This is a genomic window from Sinorhizobium sp. Y406, from assembly GCF_058732025.1.
Map to the genome: position 1 here is coordinate 484057 of NZ_CM178974.1, position 20325 is coordinate 504381.

The window sequence follows — 20325 nt, forward strand, 5'->3', positions numbered from 1 at the left end:
TTCGCCTTCCTTTCCGCGGTTTCCTTAGCGGACCTGCCGGGAAAACAGAACGATTTTCTTTGCCGCTGGGCTCGGCGCGTTACACTAGATGCCGCGGATGATCCTTCGCAGCGCCTCCTCGCGTGCGCCAAGCATCAGCACGTTCTTGAGCGCCACCTTCGGGTCCTGCGTGCGAAAGATCAGGCCGTCGCCGCGCACATTGCGGTTGACGACCATCCGCCCTCCCTCCGTGCCCGGCTCAATGGCAACGGCGAAATACATGCGCGAATAGCCGGCCTGGATCCGGTCGAAGAAGTGCGCCTCGTCGCCGAGATCTGAAAAGAAATTTGCGAAGTAGAAAGCCCAGGTGACGTCTTTCGATCGAGCAAGCCGGGTCGTGGCGGCCGTCACATGGCAATAGCCAAGGTGCGGGCTCGCGGCGAGCGTCCGGTGGAAGATCATATTCGGGAATTTGATCGAGGCGTGAAAGCTGTTGATCCGCTTGTGAGTCGCTTCTCCCGCCGCCGTCAGCTTGCGCCCGGTTTTCTCCGCCACCTCCTCGTAGCTCAGATAGCGCCGCTGCTCGGGCGTTTGGCGGCGTCGCTCGATGCGGCCGGTTCGCAGAAACTCGGTGTGGGACGTCGCCTTTGGCACCGGAGCCGACGCCTTCTCTGAGGCGTCGTAATATCTGAGCTTTGCCATCGACCTCTGCGCGCCTTCGCGAGAATGCGGTTGAACTACCGGTGGACGCTAAACCATCAGGGTTAACAGAGTATTTTTCGTACTTCTGCGCGAGGCGCGTGCACCGGTGCCGTCGCAATCAGTCGCAATCTGGATGGTCGCTTTCGCACTTGGGATGGCGTTGCCGAAAAAATTACCCATTGCTCAACATTTCCTTTATCGTTTTGTTTCTATTAGTGAAAATCGACGCGACCCTCACCGCCGTCCCACCGTAAGATTGCTGTCGTCTTTCCAGAATGGAATGTCGTTTATCGGCACTTGTGCGGGCTGCGCGACCGCTTAGATGGGGACACTCGAGGTGCCGCCCTGAAGCGGGCGGAGAATTGGGAAGCCGGTCAAATCCCGGTGCTGCCCCCGCAACGGTGGTGGAGTGAAGCCACGGCGAAGGCCACTGGACGGGAATGTCCGGGAAGGCGCCGGGCGGGTCCTTGGCGGGACGGCTCCAGAGCCCGGAAACCAGCCTTGAGCACATCGACCGTAACGGGTTGCGGCGGGCAGCCGGACGGAGCCATGGCGCGCGGCCTGTTGCCGCGGGGGTTCCTGTCCTGCCTCTCCGAACTAGAGCGAGATGAGGAAAAGAGTGCGCGGTTTTCCGCCCGCATCTCGCTCTAACTCTTTTGATCTGGGCGAACGAGGACATGGGCATGGACATTCAGAGCGAAATGCTGCGCAAGCTGGAGACCCGTCGCGAAGGCTACAGCCTCGACCGGGACTTCTATATCGATCCCGACTATTATCGTCAGGACCTGGAAAACATCTGGTACAAGGATTGGCTCTTCATCGGCCACGATTGCGAAATCCCGCGGGCCGGCAACTACTTCACGGTGCAGGTCGGCGATTATCCGATCGTCATCGTTCGCGACCGGCAGGGAACAATCCGGGCGCTGCATAATTCGTGCCGCCATCGCGGCTCGCGCGTCTGCACCCAGCACAAGGGCTCTTCGGCAAAGCTCGTTTGCCCCTATCATCAATGGACCTACGAATTGGACGGCAAGCTGCTCTTCGCGCGGCAGATGCCGGACGGGTTCGATCCGGCGGCGCACAGCCTGAAGCCGGTGCATTGCGAGGCTGTCGGCGGCTACATCTTCATCAGCCTCGCCGACGAGCCGATGGAGTTCCAGCCGTTCCGCGACATGGTTTCCGGCTATCTCGCGCCGCATCGTCTCGGCGAGACCAAGGTCGCCTTCGAAAGCACGATCATCGAGAAGGGCAATTGGAAGCTCGTCTGGGAGAACAATCGCGAGTGCTACCATTGCGCGGCCAATCATCCCGAGCTCTGCCGCACCTATCCCGAAGCGCCGACGGTGACGGGGGTGCATGGCGCGATGAACGATCCGGAGATCAACGCCCATTGGCAGAAATGCGAGGCGGCCGGCCTGCCGAGCGCATTCAGGATCGGGTCGACCGGTCAGTTCCGCATGACGCGCATGCCGCTGATCAACGGCGCCGAGAGCTACACCATGTCGGGTCAGAAAGCCGTGGCCAAGCCGCTCTCCTCCGAAGCGATGACCGGCCGCATCGGCACATTGCTGCTCTTTCACTATCCGACGACGTGGAACCATATTCTCGGCGACCATGCGATCACCTTCCGCGTGCTGCCCCTCGGTCCCGAAACGACCCAGGTCACGACCAAGTGGCTCGTCAACAAGGACGCGGTCGAAGGCGTCGACTACAAGCTTGACGACCTCATCCATGTCTGGACCGAGACCAACGACCAGGACCGGCAGATCGTCGAGGAGAACGCCTTCGGCATTCGCTCGCCGGCTTACCAGCCGGGACCCTATTCCGTCGAGCACGAGGGCGGCGTGATGCAGTTCGTCGAATGGTACGCGCGCTACATGCTGGAGCGCCTGCAGCGCGGCGCAGCGCCTCTTTCGCGGGTGGCATGACATGGAAATGGCCCGTTCCTTCCATCATTTCGACGAGCTCAGCCCCTGGATCGACCGCCAGCACATGCTCGAATGCATCTCGGTGGTGGCCGAAACCGCGGATGTGATGACCTTCACCTTCCGCTCCGACAGGCCGGCCTGGTTCCGCTACCTGCCCGGGCAGTTCGTAACCCTCGAACTGCCTGTCGGAGAGGAGCCGGTGATGCGCACCTACACGCTCTCGTCCTCACCGTCGCGGCCGCTCTCCGTTTCGATCACCGCCAAGGCACAACGGGACAGCATCGGCACCCGCTGGATGTTCGACAATCTGAAGCCGGGCATGGTGCTGAAGGCGTTCGGGCCGCTCGGCGATTTCAGCTTCGTCCGCCATACGGGTGAAAAATATCTCTTCATCTCCGCCGGCTCGGGCATCACGCCGATGATGTCGATGACGCGCTGGATGGCAGATTGCGCGCCGGATTCCGATGTCACCTTCATTTCCTGCGCGAGGCGCCCGGAGGATCTCCTGTTCAAGCCGGAGCTGGAGATCCTCGCCAGACAGATGCCGCATCTCAATCTCGGCTTCCTAGTCGAGGGGCACGAGGCGCGTCATGGCTGGCACGGGCTGCGCGGCCGTATCGACGCCACGAAGCTGCCGCTGCTGGCTCCGGATTTTCAGGAGCGAACGGTCTTCTGCTGCGGTCCCGAGCCTTTCATGCGCGGTGTCCGGGAGATGCTTCAGTCCGTCGGGTTCCCCATGGCCCGCTACCACCAGGAAAGCTTCCAGCCTGCGGCGGCACCAGCAGCAGAAGAGCTTGCCATCCGCGCCGGTGCGGCGGGCGCCGAGGCGGGGACGTCGAAGGTGATTTTTACCATGAGCGGCAAGGAGGTGGAGGTGATCCCGGGCCACACCATCCTCCAAGCCGCGCGTGCCAACGGCGTCAGGATCGGAGCCGCCTGCGAAGGCGGCATCTGCGGCACATGCCGGGTGTTGAAGATCGCCGGCGATGTGGACATGAACCACAATGGCGGCATTCTCGACGACGAGGTCGAGGAGGGCTACATCCTCGCCTGCTGTTCGCGTCCGCGGGGCGACGTCCAGATCGAGGCGTAACCGGACCAACTGTCCTGCTTGGGTCCCACAGCGCCGAGGCTCTCAGAGACGCGGCGTCGTGGGCAGCAGCGTGAGCTTCAGCGCCGCTCGGTCCGGTAGGGCATCAGCGCCTCCGCTGCCTTCACGTCGATCGTCCCGGTGACCGTCGTATCAACGGCGGCCTCGACGCCGCTACCCGAGCCGCTCTCGGCATCGGCACGGCTGATCAGCAGCGGTTGCGACAAGGCGTCGGCTGCCGCGGCGCTGGCGGCCGGTGACAGGCCGATCGTCGCCGACGCGACCACGGTCAGTACCGGCGGCTTTTCCGGAAGGAGGGCCCCATGCGGCCAGATCTTCTTCAGTTTAGCGGCGTTCATCGCAGCCACGTTCACATCGATGTCGTTGCGCGTGCCGGGCACGCGATAGGGACAGCGTTTCTTCCCGCAGTTGTGCGCCGACGAGAATTGCCAGAGCGCGTATTTCTCCCAATTGCCCAGCGGGAAGACCTTGCGGATGTCGGGCTTGTAGCGTGCATACCAGAGCGGCAGGCGGGACAGCAGCCGATGCTCAAAGCGATTGTCGGCAATGTATTTCGCCGTGACGTGGTTGGTATATAGAATGGGATAGCGACCGGTACGTGACTTGATGTGCCCGGCAAAAATCGCGGCGTCTTCGAGGGACATGAATTGCACGGGATCCATGCCTTCGATATCGAGCACCATCAATTCGTCCTCGCGCGGATCGGCGTAGTCGAGGAAGTGATTGGCCTGGTCGACGGGATTGCCCGGCCGGGCCAGATGATAGGCGCCCCAGAGCAGGCCTTGGGAGCGGGCAATCATACGCCGCGTCTGGTATAGCTCGCGGCTGACCGCATATTTCCGCCACATCGTCTTGCAATGGGCGACCGTGTCGCCGCCGTGATCGCCGGCGCAACTGAAGCTTTCGGGCAGCCCGTCCGAGGCCTTGGCAATGAACCCGGCGATGCGCCTGTCCTTCAGCATCGCCTCCCAATCGATGCTGTTCAATTCATAGGCATCGACGATGATGGCGTTCTGCGATTGCTTCCAGGGCTCTATATTGGCGGCGCATGCCGTCGCCGTCGCCGCGAAGGTCAGGCCCACGAGGGCCGCCAGGCGCAAGATCGTTCCCGAGATCGAGAGTCCCCGCTTTTCCATTCTCTGAGATTGCCGACTTAGAGTTAAGAGGTCGTAAATCCCAGCCCCGCCGGCATCCTGCGCGAGACGGACGGGCCTGTACACCGACCGCCGGCCGCAATTGTCGGTCCGACTCGGCTCATGATTGTGTGTAACCGTTGCAGATCGCCGCCACTTCCGGCGCAGGCACTCTTCTGCGTGCAGCTGCATTCCTGCTCTACGCGCTGCGGTCGTGCCGGGCCGGGAACGAAATGCCCGGCGAAGGCGTTTGCGTGGTGATCACGCTGACTTGGGTCGGATAACTCGAGCGTTTTGAAGGCGATCGATCCTGAACGGCAGTTGCGATACGGAACTCAGGCGCAAGTTTGGGCGCTTCCCCCCGTGTCTCACGCGCCCGCGTTTGGGCATCCGATCGGGGCTGGCGTCGGGTCATGGAGGTGAGAATGAAGATCACAAAGACGAAATGGGTTTCATGCACGTTCGCCGTATTCGCTTTGACCGCGACGGCGGTTCCGACACATGCTTTCACGCCCGCTCCGTCGAAGGTCGTGGTCACGAGCGATGTAACCGATGTCCAATATCGATCTCGGCGCGGCTACTACCGGGACGGAGACGTCCGTTATTACAATGGACACCGTGGCTACCGACATCATCGTCCCGGCTATCGCTACCATCGTGGATGGTGGTTCCCGCTTGCGGCGTTCGGGGCAGGGGCGGTCATCGGCGGCGCCCTCGCACAGCCGCCAGTGCGCTATGGCAACAGGCATGTGGAATGGTGCTACGATCGCTACCGCTCCTATAGAGCCTATGACAATACGTATCAGCCCTATAACGGCCCGCGTCGTCAGTGCTATTCGCCCTATAGTTAAGGGCGCTTGCAGCTTCAGCGGCATCGATGGTCGGATTCGCTGCTATCGGCGTGTCCCCCCAGCAGATATTCATGGGTTTACCCACGGCTATCTGCTTAATTGGGTCCCTTAGGTTTGCCGCAGGTGCTGATCGAAAAATGTTGGGTTGACGGGTGATCGCCCTCATCGGCCAGGGGGCAGAAGCCGAACCGGCTGCAGAAGTGGCCGCGACCGAAGTTGACGTTTACGTAAAAATCAATAATCTGCCTGCGCGAAGCATGAGCAATGCGGCCAAACCGTGGCCGCGCGGGGAGGAGCAGCATGTACAAGGCGCCGGTCGAGGAGATCGCATTCACCTTGAAGCACGTGGTCGGCATGGCGGACGGCTTGGATGCCGGGATGTTCGGCGAGCTCGGCGAGGACCTCATCGATGCGATTCTGTCGGAAGCGGGGCGCTTTGCCACGGAAGAGGTAGCGCCGCTCGGCGAAGTTGGCGACAGGCAGGGATCTCGCCTCGTCGATGGCTCGGTGAAGACACCAGACGGCTGGCGTGGTCTTTACCACAACTGGATCGCCGGCGGCTGGAATGGGCTCACGGCGCCGGAAGCTTTCGGTGGTCAGAACCTGCCGCATATGCTGCACGTCGCCGCCATGGAGATGTGGAACGGCGGTTCGATGGCCTTCGCGCTGGGGCCGACCCTGACCATGGGCGCCATCGATGCGCTGGAAAAGCACGGTACCGACGCACTGAAGGCGACATTCCTCGAGAAGATGGTCTCCGGCGAATGGATGGGGACGATGAACCTCACCGAGCCGCATGCGGGCTCCGACCTCGGCGTGCTCAAGACCCGTGCAGAGCGCCGCGACGACGGCACCTACCGCATCTTCGGACAGAAGATCTTCATCACCTGGGGCGAGCACGACTTCACCGACAACATCGTCCACCTCGTGTTGGCGCGCTTGCCGGATGCACCGCCGGGCACCAAAGGCATCTCGCTGTTCCTCGTGCCGAAGTTCCTCGTCAACGAGGACGGGTCGCTCGGCGCGCGGAATGATCTCTTCTGCCATGCGCTCGAGCACAAGCTCGGCATCCATGGTTCGCCGACCTGCACCATGATCTATGGCGACGGCAGATATGGCGAGGAAAAGGGCGCGATCGGCTATCTCGTGGGCGAGGAAAATCGCGGGCTCGCCTGCATGTTCACGATGATGAACAATGCCCGGCTTGCCGTCGCCATGCAGGGTGTCGCGATCGCCGAGGCCGCGACCCAGAAGGCGGTTGCCTATGCCAGGGAACGCACGCAGGGCCGTGCGCCGGGCTGGGAGGGCGAGGGCATGAGCCCGATCATCGAGCATCCGGACGTCGCCCGAATGCTGCTGACAATGAAGGCGCTGACGCAAGGTGCGCGCGCCATCGCCTATGCGTGTGCCCATGCAGTCGACATGGCGCATGCGAGCGAGGGCGACGCGGCGCTTCGTTGGCAGGAGCGCTCGAGCCTGTTGACGCCGATTGCCAAGTCCTTTGCCACCGACGTCGGCGTCGACGTCGCCTCGATCGGCATTCAGGTGCATGGCGGCATGGGCTTCATCGAGGAGACGGGGGCCGCGCGCTACCTGCGCGACGCCCGCATCGCGCCCATCTACGAGGGCACCAACGGCATTCAGGCGATCGACCTCGTTACCCGCAAGCTGCCGCTGTCCGAAGGTGCGCAGGTGCGCGGCTTCATCGGGGAGCTCCGGCAGGTCGCGTCTGCCGTCAGGGCCTCGAACCGCCAAGGCTTCGGGGAAACGGCCTCGCGGCTCGATGCGGCGCTTGCGGAGCTAGCGGAGGCGACCGATTGGCTCCTGGCGACGCTCGCCGCCGGAAGGCACGCCGATGCGCTCGCCGGCGCCACCGCCTATCAGCGCCTCTTCGGCCTCACACTGACCGGTGTCTATCTTGCCAAGGGCGGACTTGCCGAGGCCGGCGACGGCAGGCAGGAGGGGCGAATTGCGCTCTGCCGTTTCGCCGCGGAGAACCTGATTGCCGAAACGGCGGCGCTCAAGGACAGCGTCGTGAACGGAGCCGCGAGCCTCGCGGCCGCCCGCGCCATTCTGGACTGAAAGGGCTGTCCCATGACCGACCATGTACTCGTCGAACGCCCGGAGGCCCATCCCGGCGTTCAGGTCATCCGCTTCAACAGGCCGGAAAAGAAGAATGCCATCACGCGCGAGATGTACGCGAAGATGACGACCGCCTTGACGGTGGCGCAATCGGACCCGGCAATCCGGGTGACGGCCTTCCTCGGAAGCGAAGGCTGTTTCTCCGCTGGAAACGACATGAGCGATTTCTTGGCCGTCGCCATGGGCGGAAGCATGGGGCGCGAGGTACTCGATTTCCTTCGGGCGCTCGCGCGTGCGGCAAAGCCGGTCGTTTCCGGCGTCGACGGTCTGGCGATCGGCATCGGCACGACAATCCATCTGCATTGCGATCTGACGGTCGCCTCCGCTCGGTCGCTCTTCAGGACACCCTTTGTCGACCTCGCGCTGGTTCCGGAAGCGGCCTCGAGCCTGATCGCGCCGCGCATCTTGGGGCACCAGCGTGCCTTCGCGCTGCTTGCCGCCGGCGAACCGCTCGAAGCCGCCGAGGCGCTGACGGCCGGACTGATCTGGAAGATTGTCGATGCGGAGAGCGTCGAGGAGACGACGCTGTCGCTTGCCGCGCGCCTTGCCGCGAAGCCGCCGGAGGCGTTGCGCATCGCCCGCGACCTCGTTCGCGGCAACCGCAAGGACGTGCTTGCCCGCATCGACGAGGAGGCGGAGCACTTTGCGGCGCAACTGAAGAGCGCCGAAGCGCGCGCCGCCTTCGAGGCCTTCATGCGTCGTTGAGTCGACGGATGGTGCCATCATGGGGAGTGGCCCGGTCATGCGCGTGCGGGAGAGGAGTGTTTTGACGCGCTAGGCTCCTTGGTGGCATGGCGATGCGCCCTTCCATGCCCGGCCATTTTCTTGCTTGACCCTGCCACTGTTGTAACCATTACATCCGTCTTCAGTCAGATGATTTTCGCGGCCGTTCGTTGCGGTGCCACAGAATAGACGCGAATCGCGTGTCTGCATGAACTGACAATTGACAACTTCGGTACCGGTGGTAGTCCTCGGGCATGGGTATGTTCCGAATCACATTGCAAAAGATGTTGGTTCTGCTCCGCTTGGCGATTGTCATGTCGCTGACGGTTTACTCATTGCCGACGGCTTCTGCCGCAATGCATGGCGCTTCGTACAATCCTGAAATCGCGCAGTCCGACAACCATCATCGTGAGACGGCGAGCGGCGGGCATACGCATGGCGACCACAAATCCTCCCTGGAAGATGCCCAGAAGCTTGTGAAGCAGGAATGTTGCAAGGGCTTCTGCGTCAGCATGGCGATCGTCGGGGAGGCCGAGGCCGTCGGCGGACCGCGCGTAGTCTCCATTCGCGAATTCATCGATGACGCCCGCACCACGGGCGAGCTTCCTGCACTGCACCGTCCCCCGAACATCTGACTAGGACGCACCCGTTCTTCTCACGGGTCCAAGGAGTGTTCGTGAGCAAGGATTCGCTCTCGGGCGCCACTGCAATTTCCTATTCGGATGAAACCATGAAGCCGTTGTTTTTCGTGGCCGCCCTGCCGCTGTTTGCGAGCGGATGCGCCGCCACATTGCCTCCCGATGTCATTGCTTCGGGCGATCTCGCCACCTCCCAGGCTCAGGTCCGCCCCCTCAGATATACGAGCCCGGTCTCCGGCTACACCCACCGCGCTCCGGTCGATCCCCAGCCGTGGCGCAACCAGAACGACGCGCAGGCTCCGGAAGGAGACGCGTCATGATGAACAGCAAGATCAGACTTGCAGCGACTCTCGCCCTGCCGCTGGTGCTCGGCGGCTGCGTATCCGCCAGCGAACATGCAGCGAAGAACGCTGGCTTCTCGTCGGTCGAGGCCAAGACCGCCGAGGCCGCAGGCAAGCAGACGGTCTGGATACAGAACCAGCAGCAGGCACGCGTGGTCTCAGACCGCGTGAAGACGCTGATGGCGAAGAAGACCATCGACGTCGAGACCGCCGTGCAGGTGGCGCTCCTGAACAACAAGGGTCTGCAGGCGGCCTACGCTGACCTCGGCGACTCCGCGGCCGACGCCTGGCAGTCCACCATGCTCGTCAATCCGACCGTTTCGCTCGGAGTCACCGGTATCGGCGCGCCGGGGCTGGAAGCCTTCAGGTCGGTCGAAGGCATGATCGCCAATAATATTCTCGCGCTTGCCACCCGAGACCGGAATATCGCCATCGCCGATACTGAATTCCGAAGGGCGCAATTGAATGCGGCTCTTCGTACGTTACAGCTAGCCTCAGATACACGCCATGCCTGGATCAACGCCGTTGCCGCCTGGGAAACGGTCGGCCAACTCAACCAGGCGCAGGCAGCAGCCGACGCAGCCTCGGAGCTTGCACAGGAACTTGGCAAGAGCGGCGCGCTCACGAAAGAAGGTCAAGCCCGCGAGCATGTGTTCTATGCCGAGCTAGCGGGACAGACGGCAAAGGCGCGGCTGGAGGCGCGGCTCGCCAAGGAAGAGCTGACGCGGCTGATGGGGCTCTGGGGCTCGGACATCGACTATCAGGTTCCGAACCGTCTGCCGCAGTTGCCTAGGGGAATAATGAAGCGTGACCTGATCGAGGCGGAAGCGTTGCAGCGCCGCGTCGACCTGCAGATGTCGAAGCTCGACCTTGAAGCGTCGGCCAAGTCCTACAAGCTGACCGAAGCAACCCGTTACGTCACCGACCTCGAACTATTGACCGGCTTCGAGACCGAACGGGAGAAGGAAGACGGCAACGTCGAAACCGAGACCACCGGACAGGCGGAACTCGAGTTCGTTATCCCGATCTTTGACAGCGGCAAGGCCCGGATGCGCAAGGCGGAACTTGCCTACATGCGGGCGGCGAACCTGCTCGCCGAGAAGGCGGTCAACGTCCGCTCCGAAGCGCGTTCCGCCTACCAGGCCTACCGCGCCAACTACGACATCGCCCGGCACTACCGAAACAGCGTCGTGCCGCTGCGCACCAAGATCGAGGAGGAATCCCTCCTCACTTACAACGCCATGATCACCAACACCTTCGAACTGCTCGCCGACAGCCGCGAGAAGGTCAATGCGAACCTGCTTGCCGTCAACGCCAAGCGCGACTTCTGGCTCGCGGAGGCGAACCTCGCCCCTGTCATCTACGGCGGTGGCACAGGAGCTGCCTCCGGCGAGATGGAAGTCGCGGCGGCCGCCGAAAGCGGCGGCGGTGGCCACTGAGAAAGGAACAAACAATGTTCAGCAGAAGACAGTTGCTCGGTGCGAGCGCCGCCCTAGTGTCGACCGCCGCCTGGGCCAAGACCTCCAACATGGGCCTGCCTGAGGCTGCGGTGATGGAGACGGCGGAGACTCAAGCCCCGGTCCGGCCGACCTCCGGCCCCGACTACAATCCGGTCGTCACGCTCAACGGCTGGACGCTGCCCTACCGCATGAACAACGGCGTCAAGGAGTTCCACCTTGTCGCCGAGCCGGTCGAGCGTGAAATGGCGGAAGGCATGACCGCCTATCTCTGGGGGTATAATGGCCAGTCGCCGGGACCGACGATCGAGGCGGTCGAAGGCGACCGGGTGCGCATCTTCGTCACCAACAAGCTGCCGGAGCACACGACGATCCACTGGCACGGCATGATTCTCCCCTCCGGAATGGACGGGGTCGGCGGCCTGTCGCAGCCGCACATCCCGGTCGGCAAGACCTTCGTCTACGAGTTCGACCTCGTGAAGTCGGGCACCTTCATGTACCACCCGCATTCCGACGAGATGGTGCAAATGGCGATGGGGATGATGGGCTTCTTCGTGATTCACCCCAGAGACCCGAAGTTCATGCCGGTCGACCGCGACTTCGTGTTCCTGCTCAACGCATACGATATCGATCCGGGCTCCTACGTGCCCCGGGTCATGGAAATGACCGACTTCAACATGTGGTGCTGGAACAGCCGCATCTTCCCGGACATCAGCCCGCTTGTCGTCTCCAAGAACGACCGGGTGCGGGTCCGGGTCGGCAATCTCACCATGACCAACCACCCGATCCACATGCACGGCTACGATTTCGAGGTCACCTGCACCGACGGCGGTTGGGTGCGGCCCGAGGCCCGCTGGCCGGAGGTCAGCATCGACATTCCGGTCGGCGCGATGCGGGCCTACGAGTTCGACGCCAAGTATGAGGGCGACTGGGCGATCCACTGTCACAAGTCGCACCACACGATGAACGCGATGGGGCACGACATCCCGACCTTCATCGGCGTCGACAAATCGAAGGTTGCCGAGAAGATCAAGAAGCTTCGCCCGGAATACATGCCGATGGCCACCAAGGGCATGGCCGATATGGGCGAGATGGAGATGGAAATCCCCGAGAACACCATCCCGATGATGACCGGCTGGGGACCGCATGGCCCGATCGAGATGGGCGGCATGTTCTCGGTGGTCAAGGTGCGCGAAGGCATCTCGGCGGGCGATTACGCCGATCCCGGCTGGTACGAAAACCCACCCGGCACTGAGGCCTGGGAGTGGACGGGCGAGCTTCCCAACGCGGACAAAGCCAAGGACGCCAAAACCCAGATCATGCCGAAACATAAGAACCACGGCTGATCCCGCATGCCGATGTTCAACCAACCAAAGGAACACACAATGAAAGCTCAAATCTTCGGACTTCTCGTCGCCGCGCTCGCTACACCCGCGCTCGCAGGCGGCAATCACGCAGGCGGCCACGGCGAGGCAATGGCCGTCGGCGAGCCCGGCAAGAAAGCCAATGCCACCCAGACGATTCGCGTGACCATGAAGGAGACGGACGACGGCAAGATGATCTTCACTCCGTCGACGTTCGAGGTCCGCAAGGGCCAGACCATCGTCTTCGCGATCAAGAACGCGGGCGAACTCGACCACGAGTTCGTGCTCGATCAGGAAGACAAAATCATGGAGCACAAGGCGGTGATGGAGAAGTTCCCGGAGATGGAGCACGACGATCCGAATGCGATCCGGCTGGCCACTGGAGAGTCCGGCGAGATCGTCTGGAAGTTCACCAATGACGGCACGTTCAAGATCGCCTGCCTCGTGCCCGGCCATTACGACGCCGGCATGCACGGCGACATCACCGTTGCCAAGAAATAATCGCAGGAAGGAGACAACATGAAGACGCTGATCAAACTCACCCTCGCCTCTGCCCTCGCTGTCGGGACCGCCTACGGCGCTCTCGCGCAGGAGTTCACAAAGGGAACCGTTAAGAAGGTCGACGCCAAGGCGAAGAAGGTCACGCTGATCCACGAGGAGCTGAAGAGCCTTGAGATGCCGGCGATGACCATGGTGTTCCGCGTCCAAGACGACGCGATCCTGGAGAAGCTGAAGGAAGGCGCGAACGTCGAATTCGTCGCCGAGCGCGTCAACGGAAAGTTGACAGTCATTGAGGTCAAATAATTCCCGACACAGGACGCGGGCGTAGCCGCCGCGTCCTGTGTCTTTCATTCGTTGGGCGACAGCTCCGATCGATGTCTTGGATGTCGCTCGCGGCGTGCTGCAGCGGGAGTGTTACGATACGGGCGGCGTGCAGACGGTTCTCCAGAGATCGTCTTTCCAGTCGCTCCCCCCACCTTCCGCAGTGGGTATCGGGTAATCGACGCCCCTTACCGAAACCGCCGGCGGTGGGCCGCATCGGACAGATGCCTTGTGTTGGCCGGGGTCCTTGTAACCGGCCTCTATGTCGTCACTCGTTTGTGACAGTGAGATGTAAACATCATAGTCATAGTCGGTGCTCGACGCCACCTGGCTCCCTACAAGGCTCAGATTGACGATGGTGTGATCCTGAAAGCGTGCCGTGTGGAAGATCACCGGCTCGGTTGCGGTCGCTGACGAGAGGAGCAATGTCTCGACAGCAAGGACTGAAATGACAATACGCATTCACCCCTCCCGTGGTTCATGCGACGCCAAACCATACCATGACGGCGCTCCATTGCCTCCGCGAAATTCGCACGTAAGAAGACAGAAGCTTAGATACCGGGTGCCCGAACGCCTGGGTGACATGCGCGCTGGCCCCTTGCGCCGACTAGCCGTGCCCCGGCAGCCAGCCCAGCGCTCGCCGGATGCTCCATATCGAGCCTAACCGCTCCCGATTTGGACGGCGTTGAAAACGCCTGCTATGCTGCTGCAGTTCCGGCACGTCAGGCCACCTGAGGAATGCTGAACCAAACGCCTCCTTGAAGCCGATTGTGTGCCGAACTTCGTGATCACTGCGGGTTAGCCCTTTTCTCGGGGGAAAGCCCGCTCATTGGAGCAATCCAGGACATGAGCCGAGTTCGGCGCGCTTTCAACCGGCCGCGCAGGAGCGGACCGCCCCACCCATCAATGGCGACCGCAGCGCCGTCTTGATCAGACGGCCTCGGTCGACAGGAAGCCCGCGGCTCCTGGTTCGGCTGCAGCCTGCAAGCGTGCCGCGGCGTTCACACCATGGCCACCAGAATCGCCACCTATGACCACAACGTCGGCAATGTGTAGCCCGAAGGCATGCAGCGGGCTGCGCCCCCCGACGCGGTGGCATTTCACGCCTTCCTCGCAGCTCTCAATGCATTCACCGGACTCGAAAATTCAGCGCGTCGGGCATGCCCGGCAGTGTTGAATATGAACAAAAAGCCAACTTATCCGTTTAGCGCCTGAACCGGGAGGTCGCGGCGATGGATCAGCATCAAATGATGAGTGTGGGGTGGGGACGCTTCGCGGCGATGATCGCCACATCGACGGTAATCATGTTCTTTCTGATGTACCAGCTCGTTTACAGTTGGGACCATGCGCTGTTCAGCTTGACCCGGTTCATTTCCTCCCTGGTGATGGGCTGCGTCATGACAGCGGTAATGCTGGCTTTCATGTGGCGGATGTACCGACCAGAAGTCGCGAAAATTGCCGTACTTGCGGTGGCGATCATCGGAGGCTGGACGCTGCTGACTGTGAACCGCAGCCAAGCGCTAATCGGCGATGTCGACTTCATGAGAGCGATGATTCCGCATCACTCCATAGCCATCAGCAACGCGCGCCAGGCTGACATTCGTGATCCGCGTGTGCGCTATTTGGCAGATAGGATTACTCGCGATCAGGTGAAGGAAATTGCCGAAATGAAAATGCTGATCGAGGACATCGAGCAGTTCGGCAGGCGCGCCAACGAACCGCTGGCCGCCGGTCCTGCGACTTTGAAGAGCGAGGGTGCGAGCGAGGCTCGGGATTTGTTGAGCGGCAAATTACTGACGGAAAAGCCGCTGTAGTCGAGAGGGCCAGGGTTGCATCCCCTCGAGCTATTGTGAGTCGGATGTATCGAGATGTCGGCTTCTCGCATGGAGTGCTGTCCAAGCTCCGCTTTCCACCCGAACCGGACCTTGCTAGAAAACCTTGTGGCAGCGAAAATCCCGTCGCTCTCGCCCGGTTGAACGAGAGCTTGCATGGGGCGCTTCCATACCGTCAAGATGAACACAGTGGTTCAACAGGGGCACTGATCCGGAGACAAACGCAGCGAATCCCCGTCATTCATCTATCGAGCGTCGCCACCGTCTCCACATGCGACGACCAGAGAAACTGGTCGATCGGCGTCACCGATGTGATGCGATAGCCCGCAGTCGCCAGGATCGAGAGATCCCTGGCAAGGGTCACCGGGTTGCAGGAGACCGCCGCGATCTTCTTCACGCCGGAGCGGGCAAGTTCGTGGCACTGGGCTTCGGCGCCCGCCCGGGGCGGATCGAAGACGACGGCATCGAAGACCTTCAATTCCTGCGCCATCATTGGCCGGCGGAAAAGATCGCGTTTCTCGACCGTCACAGGCTTCAGCCCTTGCGTGTTGCGCGCCGCGAAATCAAGCGCCTTCAAGGCCTTGTCCTCGCCTTCGACGGCGTGCACGCGCGCGGTGCGGGCGATCCGCAGCGCAAAGGTGCCGATGCCTGCGAAGAGATCGGCGACACGTTTCGTCTTGCCGAGATGATCGAGCACGAGCTTGGCCATGGCTTCCTCCGCCGGGCGCGTCGCCTGCGCAAAGGCGCCGGGCGGAGGCAAGACCGTGATGCCGCCCACGTCGATGCTGGGTTTGACCGGCTCGATGATGATTTCGCCGTTGAGGCTGACGCGGGCGATGCCCCGCTCGCCGAGAACGGCCTCGACGGTCGCGCGCCGCTGCCGGTCGCTGAGCTTGAGTCCTTCGAAGGCGAGATCAAGGCCGGTCTCGGTTTCGAGAACGGTGATGCGGAATGGTTCGGAACTCAACGCCATCGCCGCAGCGATCTTGCGGATGGTGGCAAGCCGCGAGACGATGCTCGGGCTCGTGATGGGACATTCGCTGATCGCGACGATGTGGTGGCTCGCCGCCTGGTTATAGCCGAGCAGGAGTTCCTTTTCCGTGGGCCGAGCGGTGAAGACGGCACGGCGGCGCTCGCCCGGCCGGGCAACGGCGAGGGGTGCGACATCCGGTGTCAGCCCCTTGGATTTCAAGGCGTCGATCACGAGGTTCCGCTTGAAGTCGTGATAGAGCGCATCGGACGCGTGCTGCAGGCTGCAGCCGCCGCAGGTGCCATTGACACCGTCCGGCCCGAAGTGCCGGCATTTTGGCTGGACGCGCTCGGGAGAAGCCTCTCTCAGCGAGATCAGCGTGCCATGGGCCTTGTTTACGGCAAGGGCCGCGGTTTCTCCAGGCAGGGTGAAGGGTGCGTAGACGGCGCCGGATTCGGTCTGGGCGATACCGTCACCCTGCGCACCCAGGCGGCTTATCGTGACGATTTCGGTGCTCATGGCTTCCGCCCCGCAAGAAGAAACTCCCTGTTGCCGTCGCCGCCCGCAATCGGCGAGGGGGTGAGGCCAAGGCTCAGCCAGCCCACATCCTTGACGAGCCAGCGTTCGAGCTCGGCCGCCACCGTCGGGGCGCTCTCCGGATCCTTGAGCAGCCCCGCCTTGCTGATCGCGTCACGCCCGGCCTCGAATTGCGGCTTGACGAGCAGGATGCACCGCGCGCCGGCTTCGGCAAGGGAGAGCGCCGGCGGAAGCGCCAGTTTCAGAGAGATGAAAGAGACGTCGGAAACGATGAAAGTAACTGAACGGTCACCGATATTCTCCGCTTTCATCGCCCGAGCGTTCAGACCTTCGATATTGGTGACGCGTGGATCGCCGGCAAGGCGCGGATGCATCTGGCCATGGCCGACGTCGACGGCAACCACATGGGCCGCCCCGCGCTCGAGCAGGACCTCGGTGAAGCCGCCTGTCGAGGCGCCGACGTCGAGACAGATCTCACCCGCCGGATCGAAGCCGAAATGGTCGAGCGCGGCGACGAGCTTCAGCGCCGCGCGGGAGACATAGGCCTGCGCCGGATCATCGATGGTGATCGCCACGCCTTCGGCAAAGGCGGCGGCCGGCTTGGTGACGGTGCGGCCGTCGACCTTCACGGTGCCGCGTTGGATGGCATCGCGGGCGCGGGAGCGGCTTGCGACGAGGTCCTTGCTCAGGAGCAATTGGTCGAGGCGGATCATGTTGTGTGCTTCGTTGGACATGGGTCGTCATCGCCCGTCGCGCGCCGCAATGCAAGGGGGACCCGCGAGGGCCTCCTCAGCCGGCCGCCCCGATGCCGATGGAGTGCTTCTGTCCGAGCGCCTTGAAGACCGTCGAGACGATGCCGGCGCGATCAAGACCGGCGTGTGCATACATCGCTTCGGGTTTTGCCTGTTCCATCCAGATGTCCGGCATTGCCATCGGGCGCACCCGAAGGCCGCCGTCGAGCAGGCCCTCTTCCGCCAGGAAATGCAAGACATGGCTGGCGAAACCGCCGATCGAACCCTCCTCGATGGTGATCAGCACTTCGTGGTGGCGCGCAAGCTGGCGGATCAGGTCCTGGTCGAGCGGTTTGGCGAAGCGCGCGTCGGCGACCGTCGTCGAGAGGCCAGCGGCATCGAGGTCTTCGGCGGCCAACAGACAGTCGGCAAGCCGTGTGCCGAAGGAAAGCAGCGCGACCTTCGTGCCCTCCTTGAGGATGCGGCCCTTGCCGATCGCGAGGATCTCACCATGCTCCGGCAGGTCGACGCCGACGCCTTCGCCCCGCGGATAGCGGAAGGAGATCGGGCCTTCGTCATAGGCCGCGGCGGTGCGGACCATGTGCTTCAGTTCCGCCTCGTCGGCGGCCGCCATCACCACGAAGCCCGGCAGCGATGCGAGATAGGTGGTGTCGAAGGAACCGGCATGGGTGGGCCCATCGGCGCCGACGAAACCGGCGCGGTCGATGGGGAAGCGCACCGGCAGGCCCTGGATCGCCACATCGTGGACGACCTGGTCATAGGCGCGCTGCAGGAAGGTGGAATAGAGCGCCGCGAACGGCTTGTAGCCCTCCGCCGCCAGGCCGGCAGCAAAGGTCACGGCATGCTGCTCGGCAATGCCGACATCGAAACAGCGCGAAGGATGCACGGCCGCGAACCGGTCGAGCCCGGTGCCGGATGGCATGGCCGCAGTGATCGCCACGATCTTGTCGTCGAGGCTCGCTTCCTGGACAAGAGCGTCCGCAAAGACCGAGGTGTAGGAGGGTGCATTCGGCTTTGCCTTCGCCTGGGCACCGGTGATCACATCGAACTTGTTAACGCCGTGATACTTGTCGGCAGCGGCTTCCGCCGGCGGATAACCTTTGCCCTTCTGCGTCACGACATGGATCAGCACCGGGCCTCTCCCATTGTCGCGGACATTGCGCAGCACGGGCAGAAGATGGTCGAAGGAATGCCCGTCGATCGGTCCGATATGGTAGAAGCCCATTTCCTCGAAGAGCGTGCCGCCGGTGACGTAGCCGCGCGCATGCTCGACGGCGCGGGTGATCGCGCGGTCGACCGTCTTGCCGAGGTAGGCGGTCAGCTTCTTCCCGACCTCGCGGATGCCCATATAAGTCCGGCCCGAGGCCAGCCGCGCCAGATAGGCGCTCATGGCGCCCGTCGGCGGCGCGATCGACATGTCGTTGTCATTGAGGATGACGATCAGGCGAGCGTCGAGAGCCCCGGCATTGTTTAGCGCCTCATAGGCCATGCCGGCCGACATTGCGCCGTCGCCGATCACGGCGATGACATTGCGGTTCTTGCCGTCGAGGTCGGCGGCGACCGCCATGCCGAGGCCGGCCGATATCGAGGTTGAGGAATGGGCTGCGCCGAAGGGGTCGTATTCGCTTTCTGCGCGCCGGGTGAAGCCGGAAAGCCCGCCCTCCTGGCGCAGCGTGCGGATCCGGTCGCGCCGCCCGGTGAGAATCTTGTGCGGATAGCACTGGTGCCCGACATCGAAGATAAGCCGGTCATGCGGCGTATCGAAGACCTTGTGGATGGCGATCGTCAGTTCCACGACGCCGAGGCCGGCGCCGAGATGGCCGCCGGTGCGCGACACCGCATCGATCATTTCCGCGCGCAATTCGCTTGCCAGCTGAGGCAGATCCCGATCGTCGATCTTCTTCAGATCGTCAGGGATATTGACCCTGTCGAGCAAAGGAGTTGCAGGCATCGGAGTGGTCGGCAGTTGTGTCACGCTTGTCGCCTTATACGCACCAGCTTTCGGCGCGATCTGTTTTGGTTGTGTCCGTCAAAACGGCACTGTTTAGACGCAGTCGCCGTTGAATGCAAAATCAGGCTTTCCTGCGTCTTCGACCGAGAACTTAACGAAAATCAGCCTCCGGGCAAAGGGATGAACTCCTGTTCATCCCCCGGAACGATATCGAAGCGCCTGCTCCGCCATTCTTCTTTCGCCCTATCGATCCGCTCCTTGGAGGAAGAAACGAAATTCCACCAGATATGGCGCGGCGAACCGAGCGCTGCGCCGCCGAAAAGCATGACGTGGCAGCCGGTCGGACCGGCCGTAATGGTAATCTCGTCGCCGGGCCGGAAGACGAGGAGCTGGTTGTCGGCAAAACAATCCCCGGCGATGATTGCCTCGCCCGAAAGGATATAGAGCGCCCGCTCCTCCCATTGCGCGGCAAAGGGCGCGCTGCTGCCTGCCGCGATATTGAGATCTACATAGAGTGTGTCGGTGAAGACGGAGACGGGCGAGACTTCGCCTTCGAATTGGCCGATCACGACCCGCGCCCGCACGCCGCCGTCGGCGAGATGAGGCAGAACGCGCTCCTCCGTGTGGGTGAAGATCGGATCGATCTCTTCCTTGTCGTCGGGCAGCGCCAGCCAGGTCTGCAACCCGGACAGCGAGCGCTCATGACCGCGCTGGTTCTCCGGCGAGCGCTCAGAATGGACGATGCCGCGTCCGGCCGTCATGAGGTTCACGTCGCCGGGCCGGATCACCATCTCGGTGCCGAGGCTGTCCCGATGCTTGATCTCGCCGTCGAAAAGATAGGTGACGGTCGAAAGCCCGATATGCGGATGTGGCCGCACGTCGATCGCTTCGCCCGCGTGCAGCAACGCCGGCCCCATCCGGTCGAAGAAGATGAAAGGGCCCACAAGGCGGCGCCGCGCCGTCGGCAGGGCGCGACGTACCTCCAGCCCGCCGATATCGCTGGTGCGTGGAATGATCAGATGCTCGATGGCGTCACAGGCCGGCTTGTCGCCGGCGAGCGGGTCGGGACCGGGAAAGAAGGACATGGCAGGC

At 62.7% G+C, this 20325-nt stretch carries 20 protein-coding genes and 1 riboswitch; of the genes, 13 read left to right on the forward strand and 7 right to left on the reverse strand.

Translation table 11 applies throughout. The features are described 5' to 3' along the window. Positions 1-84: 84 nt before the first annotated feature. Positions 85-681 carry a DUF6656 family protein gene (locus AC4P1R_RS02290; protein ID WP_069460369.1) on the reverse strand — a complete coding sequence of 199 codons (597 nt, stop codon included), beginning with the start codon at positions 679-681 and terminating at the stop codon, positions 85-87. 318 nt (positions 682-999) lie between these two features. Beyond that, a riboswitch (cobalamin riboswitch) is annotated at positions 1000-1199 on the forward strand. Here AC4P1R_RS02290 and AC4P1R_RS02295 point away from each other — a divergent pair. From AC4P1R_RS02295 to AC4P1R_RS02305, 3 genes are all read left to right on the forward strand, one after another. Further along, on the forward strand, positions 1183-1332 hold the full coding sequence (locus tag AC4P1R_RS02295; protein WP_165614743.1) for a hypothetical protein: 150 nt from the start codon (positions 1183-1185) through the stop codon (positions 1330-1332). (Overlaps the previous riboswitch by 17 nt.) 32 nt (positions 1333-1364) lie before the next feature. Beyond that, positions 1365-2609 carry an aromatic ring-hydroxylating oxygenase subunit alpha gene (locus AC4P1R_RS02300; protein WP_069460813.1) on the forward strand — a complete coding sequence of 415 codons (1245 nt, stop codon included), beginning with the start codon at positions 1365-1367 and terminating at the stop codon, positions 2607-2609. 1 nt (position 2610) lies between these two features. Further along, a complete protein-coding gene (locus AC4P1R_RS02305; RefSeq protein ID WP_069460370.1) occupies positions 2611-3702 on the forward strand; it encodes an FAD-binding oxidoreductase in 1092 nt (363 codons plus the stop codon). Positions 3703-3779: 77 nt separating this feature from the next. Here the strand turns inward: AC4P1R_RS02305 and AC4P1R_RS02310 are convergent, their stop codons facing one another. Continuing rightward, on the reverse strand, positions 3780-4856 hold the full coding sequence (locus AC4P1R_RS02310) for a glycoside hydrolase family 25 protein (RefSeq protein WP_492177372.1): 1077 nt from the start codon (positions 4854-4856) through the stop codon (positions 3780-3782). 422 nt (positions 4857-5278) lie between these two features. Between AC4P1R_RS02310 and AC4P1R_RS02315 the strand changes: the two genes are divergently transcribed. The 9 genes from AC4P1R_RS02315 to AC4P1R_RS02355 all read left to right on the forward strand — a co-directional run bounded on the left by AC4P1R_RS02315 (position 5279) and on the right by AC4P1R_RS02355 (position 13173). After that, positions 5279-5704 (forward strand): BA14K family protein, encoded by a 426-nt coding sequence (locus tag AC4P1R_RS02315; RefSeq protein WP_151610911.1) that lies wholly within the window; start codon positions 5279-5281, stop codon positions 5702-5704. A gap of 300 nt (positions 5705-6004) precedes the next feature. Then, complete coding sequence (locus AC4P1R_RS02320) at positions 6005-7786, forward strand: acyl-CoA dehydrogenase family protein (RefSeq protein WP_492177373.1); 1782 nt, start codon at positions 6005-6007, stop codon at positions 7784-7786. A 12-nt stretch (positions 7787-7798) separates the two neighbouring features. Further along, the gene (locus AC4P1R_RS02325; RefSeq protein WP_069460374.1) at positions 7799-8551 is read left to right on the forward strand and encodes a crotonase/enoyl-CoA hydratase family protein; all 753 of its coding nucleotides are present in this window, start codon (positions 7799-7801) and stop codon (positions 8549-8551) included. Positions 8552-8823: 272 nt separating this feature from the next. Next, entirely contained in the window at positions 8824-9204 is a 381-nt protein-coding gene (locus AC4P1R_RS02330; RefSeq protein ID WP_225190627.1) for a hypothetical protein, read from the forward strand. A 95-nt stretch (positions 9205-9299) separates the two neighbouring features. Beyond that, a complete protein-coding gene (locus tag AC4P1R_RS02335; protein ID WP_069460814.1) occupies positions 9300-9527 on the forward strand; it encodes a hypothetical protein in 228 nt (75 codons plus the stop codon). Next, positions 9527-10987: a TolC family protein gene (locus AC4P1R_RS02340; RefSeq protein WP_425353245.1), complete on the forward strand. Its 1461-nt coding sequence runs from the start codon at positions 9527-9529 to the stop codon at positions 10985-10987. Before AC4P1R_RS02335 ends, AC4P1R_RS02340 begins: the two co-directional genes overlap by 1 nt. Positions 10988-11001: 14 nt before the next feature. Beyond that, positions 11002-12351 carry a multicopper oxidase family protein gene (locus AC4P1R_RS02345; protein WP_151610912.1) on the forward strand — a complete coding sequence of 450 codons (1350 nt, stop codon included), beginning with the start codon at positions 11002-11004 and terminating at the stop codon, positions 12349-12351. Between the two features lie 39 nt (positions 12352-12390). Beyond that, complete coding sequence (locus tag AC4P1R_RS02350) at positions 12391-12870, forward strand: cupredoxin domain-containing protein (RefSeq protein WP_069460378.1); 480 nt, start codon at positions 12391-12393, stop codon at positions 12868-12870. Positions 12871-12888: 18 nt separating this feature from the next. Next, positions 12889-13173 carry a copper-binding protein gene (locus tag AC4P1R_RS02355; RefSeq protein WP_069460379.1) on the forward strand — a complete coding sequence of 95 codons (285 nt, stop codon included), beginning with the start codon at positions 12889-12891 and terminating at the stop codon, positions 13171-13173. A gap of 111 nt (positions 13174-13284) precedes the next feature. Here the strand turns inward: AC4P1R_RS02355 and AC4P1R_RS02360 are convergent, their stop codons facing one another. Beyond that, a complete protein-coding gene (locus tag AC4P1R_RS02360) occupies positions 13285-13653 on the reverse strand; it encodes a hypothetical protein (protein ID WP_492177374.1) in 369 nt (122 codons plus the stop codon). A 770-nt stretch (positions 13654-14423) separates the two neighbouring features. Between AC4P1R_RS02360 and AC4P1R_RS02365 the strand changes: the two genes are divergently transcribed. After that, positions 14424-15005: a DUF305 domain-containing protein gene (locus AC4P1R_RS02365; RefSeq protein ID WP_492177375.1), complete on the forward strand. Its 582-nt coding sequence runs from the start codon at positions 14424-14426 to the stop codon at positions 15003-15005. 259 nt (positions 15006-15264) lie between these two features. Here AC4P1R_RS02365 and AC4P1R_RS02370 read toward each other — a convergent pair whose 3' ends face one another. The 4 genes from AC4P1R_RS02370 to AC4P1R_RS02385 all read right to left on the reverse strand — a co-directional run bounded on the left by AC4P1R_RS02370 (position 15265) and on the right by AC4P1R_RS02385 (position 20318). Further along, positions 15265-16512, reverse strand: coding sequence for a class I SAM-dependent RNA methyltransferase (locus AC4P1R_RS02370; protein ID WP_069460382.1), 1248 nt, complete (start codon positions 16510-16512; stop codon positions 15265-15267). Continuing rightward, complete coding sequence (locus AC4P1R_RS02375) at positions 16509-17264, reverse strand: TlyA family RNA methyltransferase (RefSeq protein ID WP_492177376.1); 756 nt, start codon at positions 17262-17264, stop codon at positions 16509-16511. Before AC4P1R_RS02375 ends, AC4P1R_RS02370 begins: the two co-directional genes overlap by 4 nt. A gap of 55 nt (positions 17265-17319) precedes the next feature. Beyond that, on the reverse strand, positions 17320-19233 hold the full coding sequence (dxs, locus tag AC4P1R_RS02380) for a 1-deoxy-D-xylulose-5-phosphate synthase (RefSeq protein WP_225190677.1): 1914 nt from the start codon (positions 19231-19233) through the stop codon (positions 17320-17322). Positions 19234-19394: 161 nt separating this feature from the next. After that, on the reverse strand, positions 19395-20318 hold the full coding sequence (locus tag AC4P1R_RS02385) for a pirin family protein (protein WP_069460385.1): 924 nt from the start codon (positions 20316-20318) through the stop codon (positions 19395-19397). Positions 20319-20325: the final 7 nt, after the last annotated feature.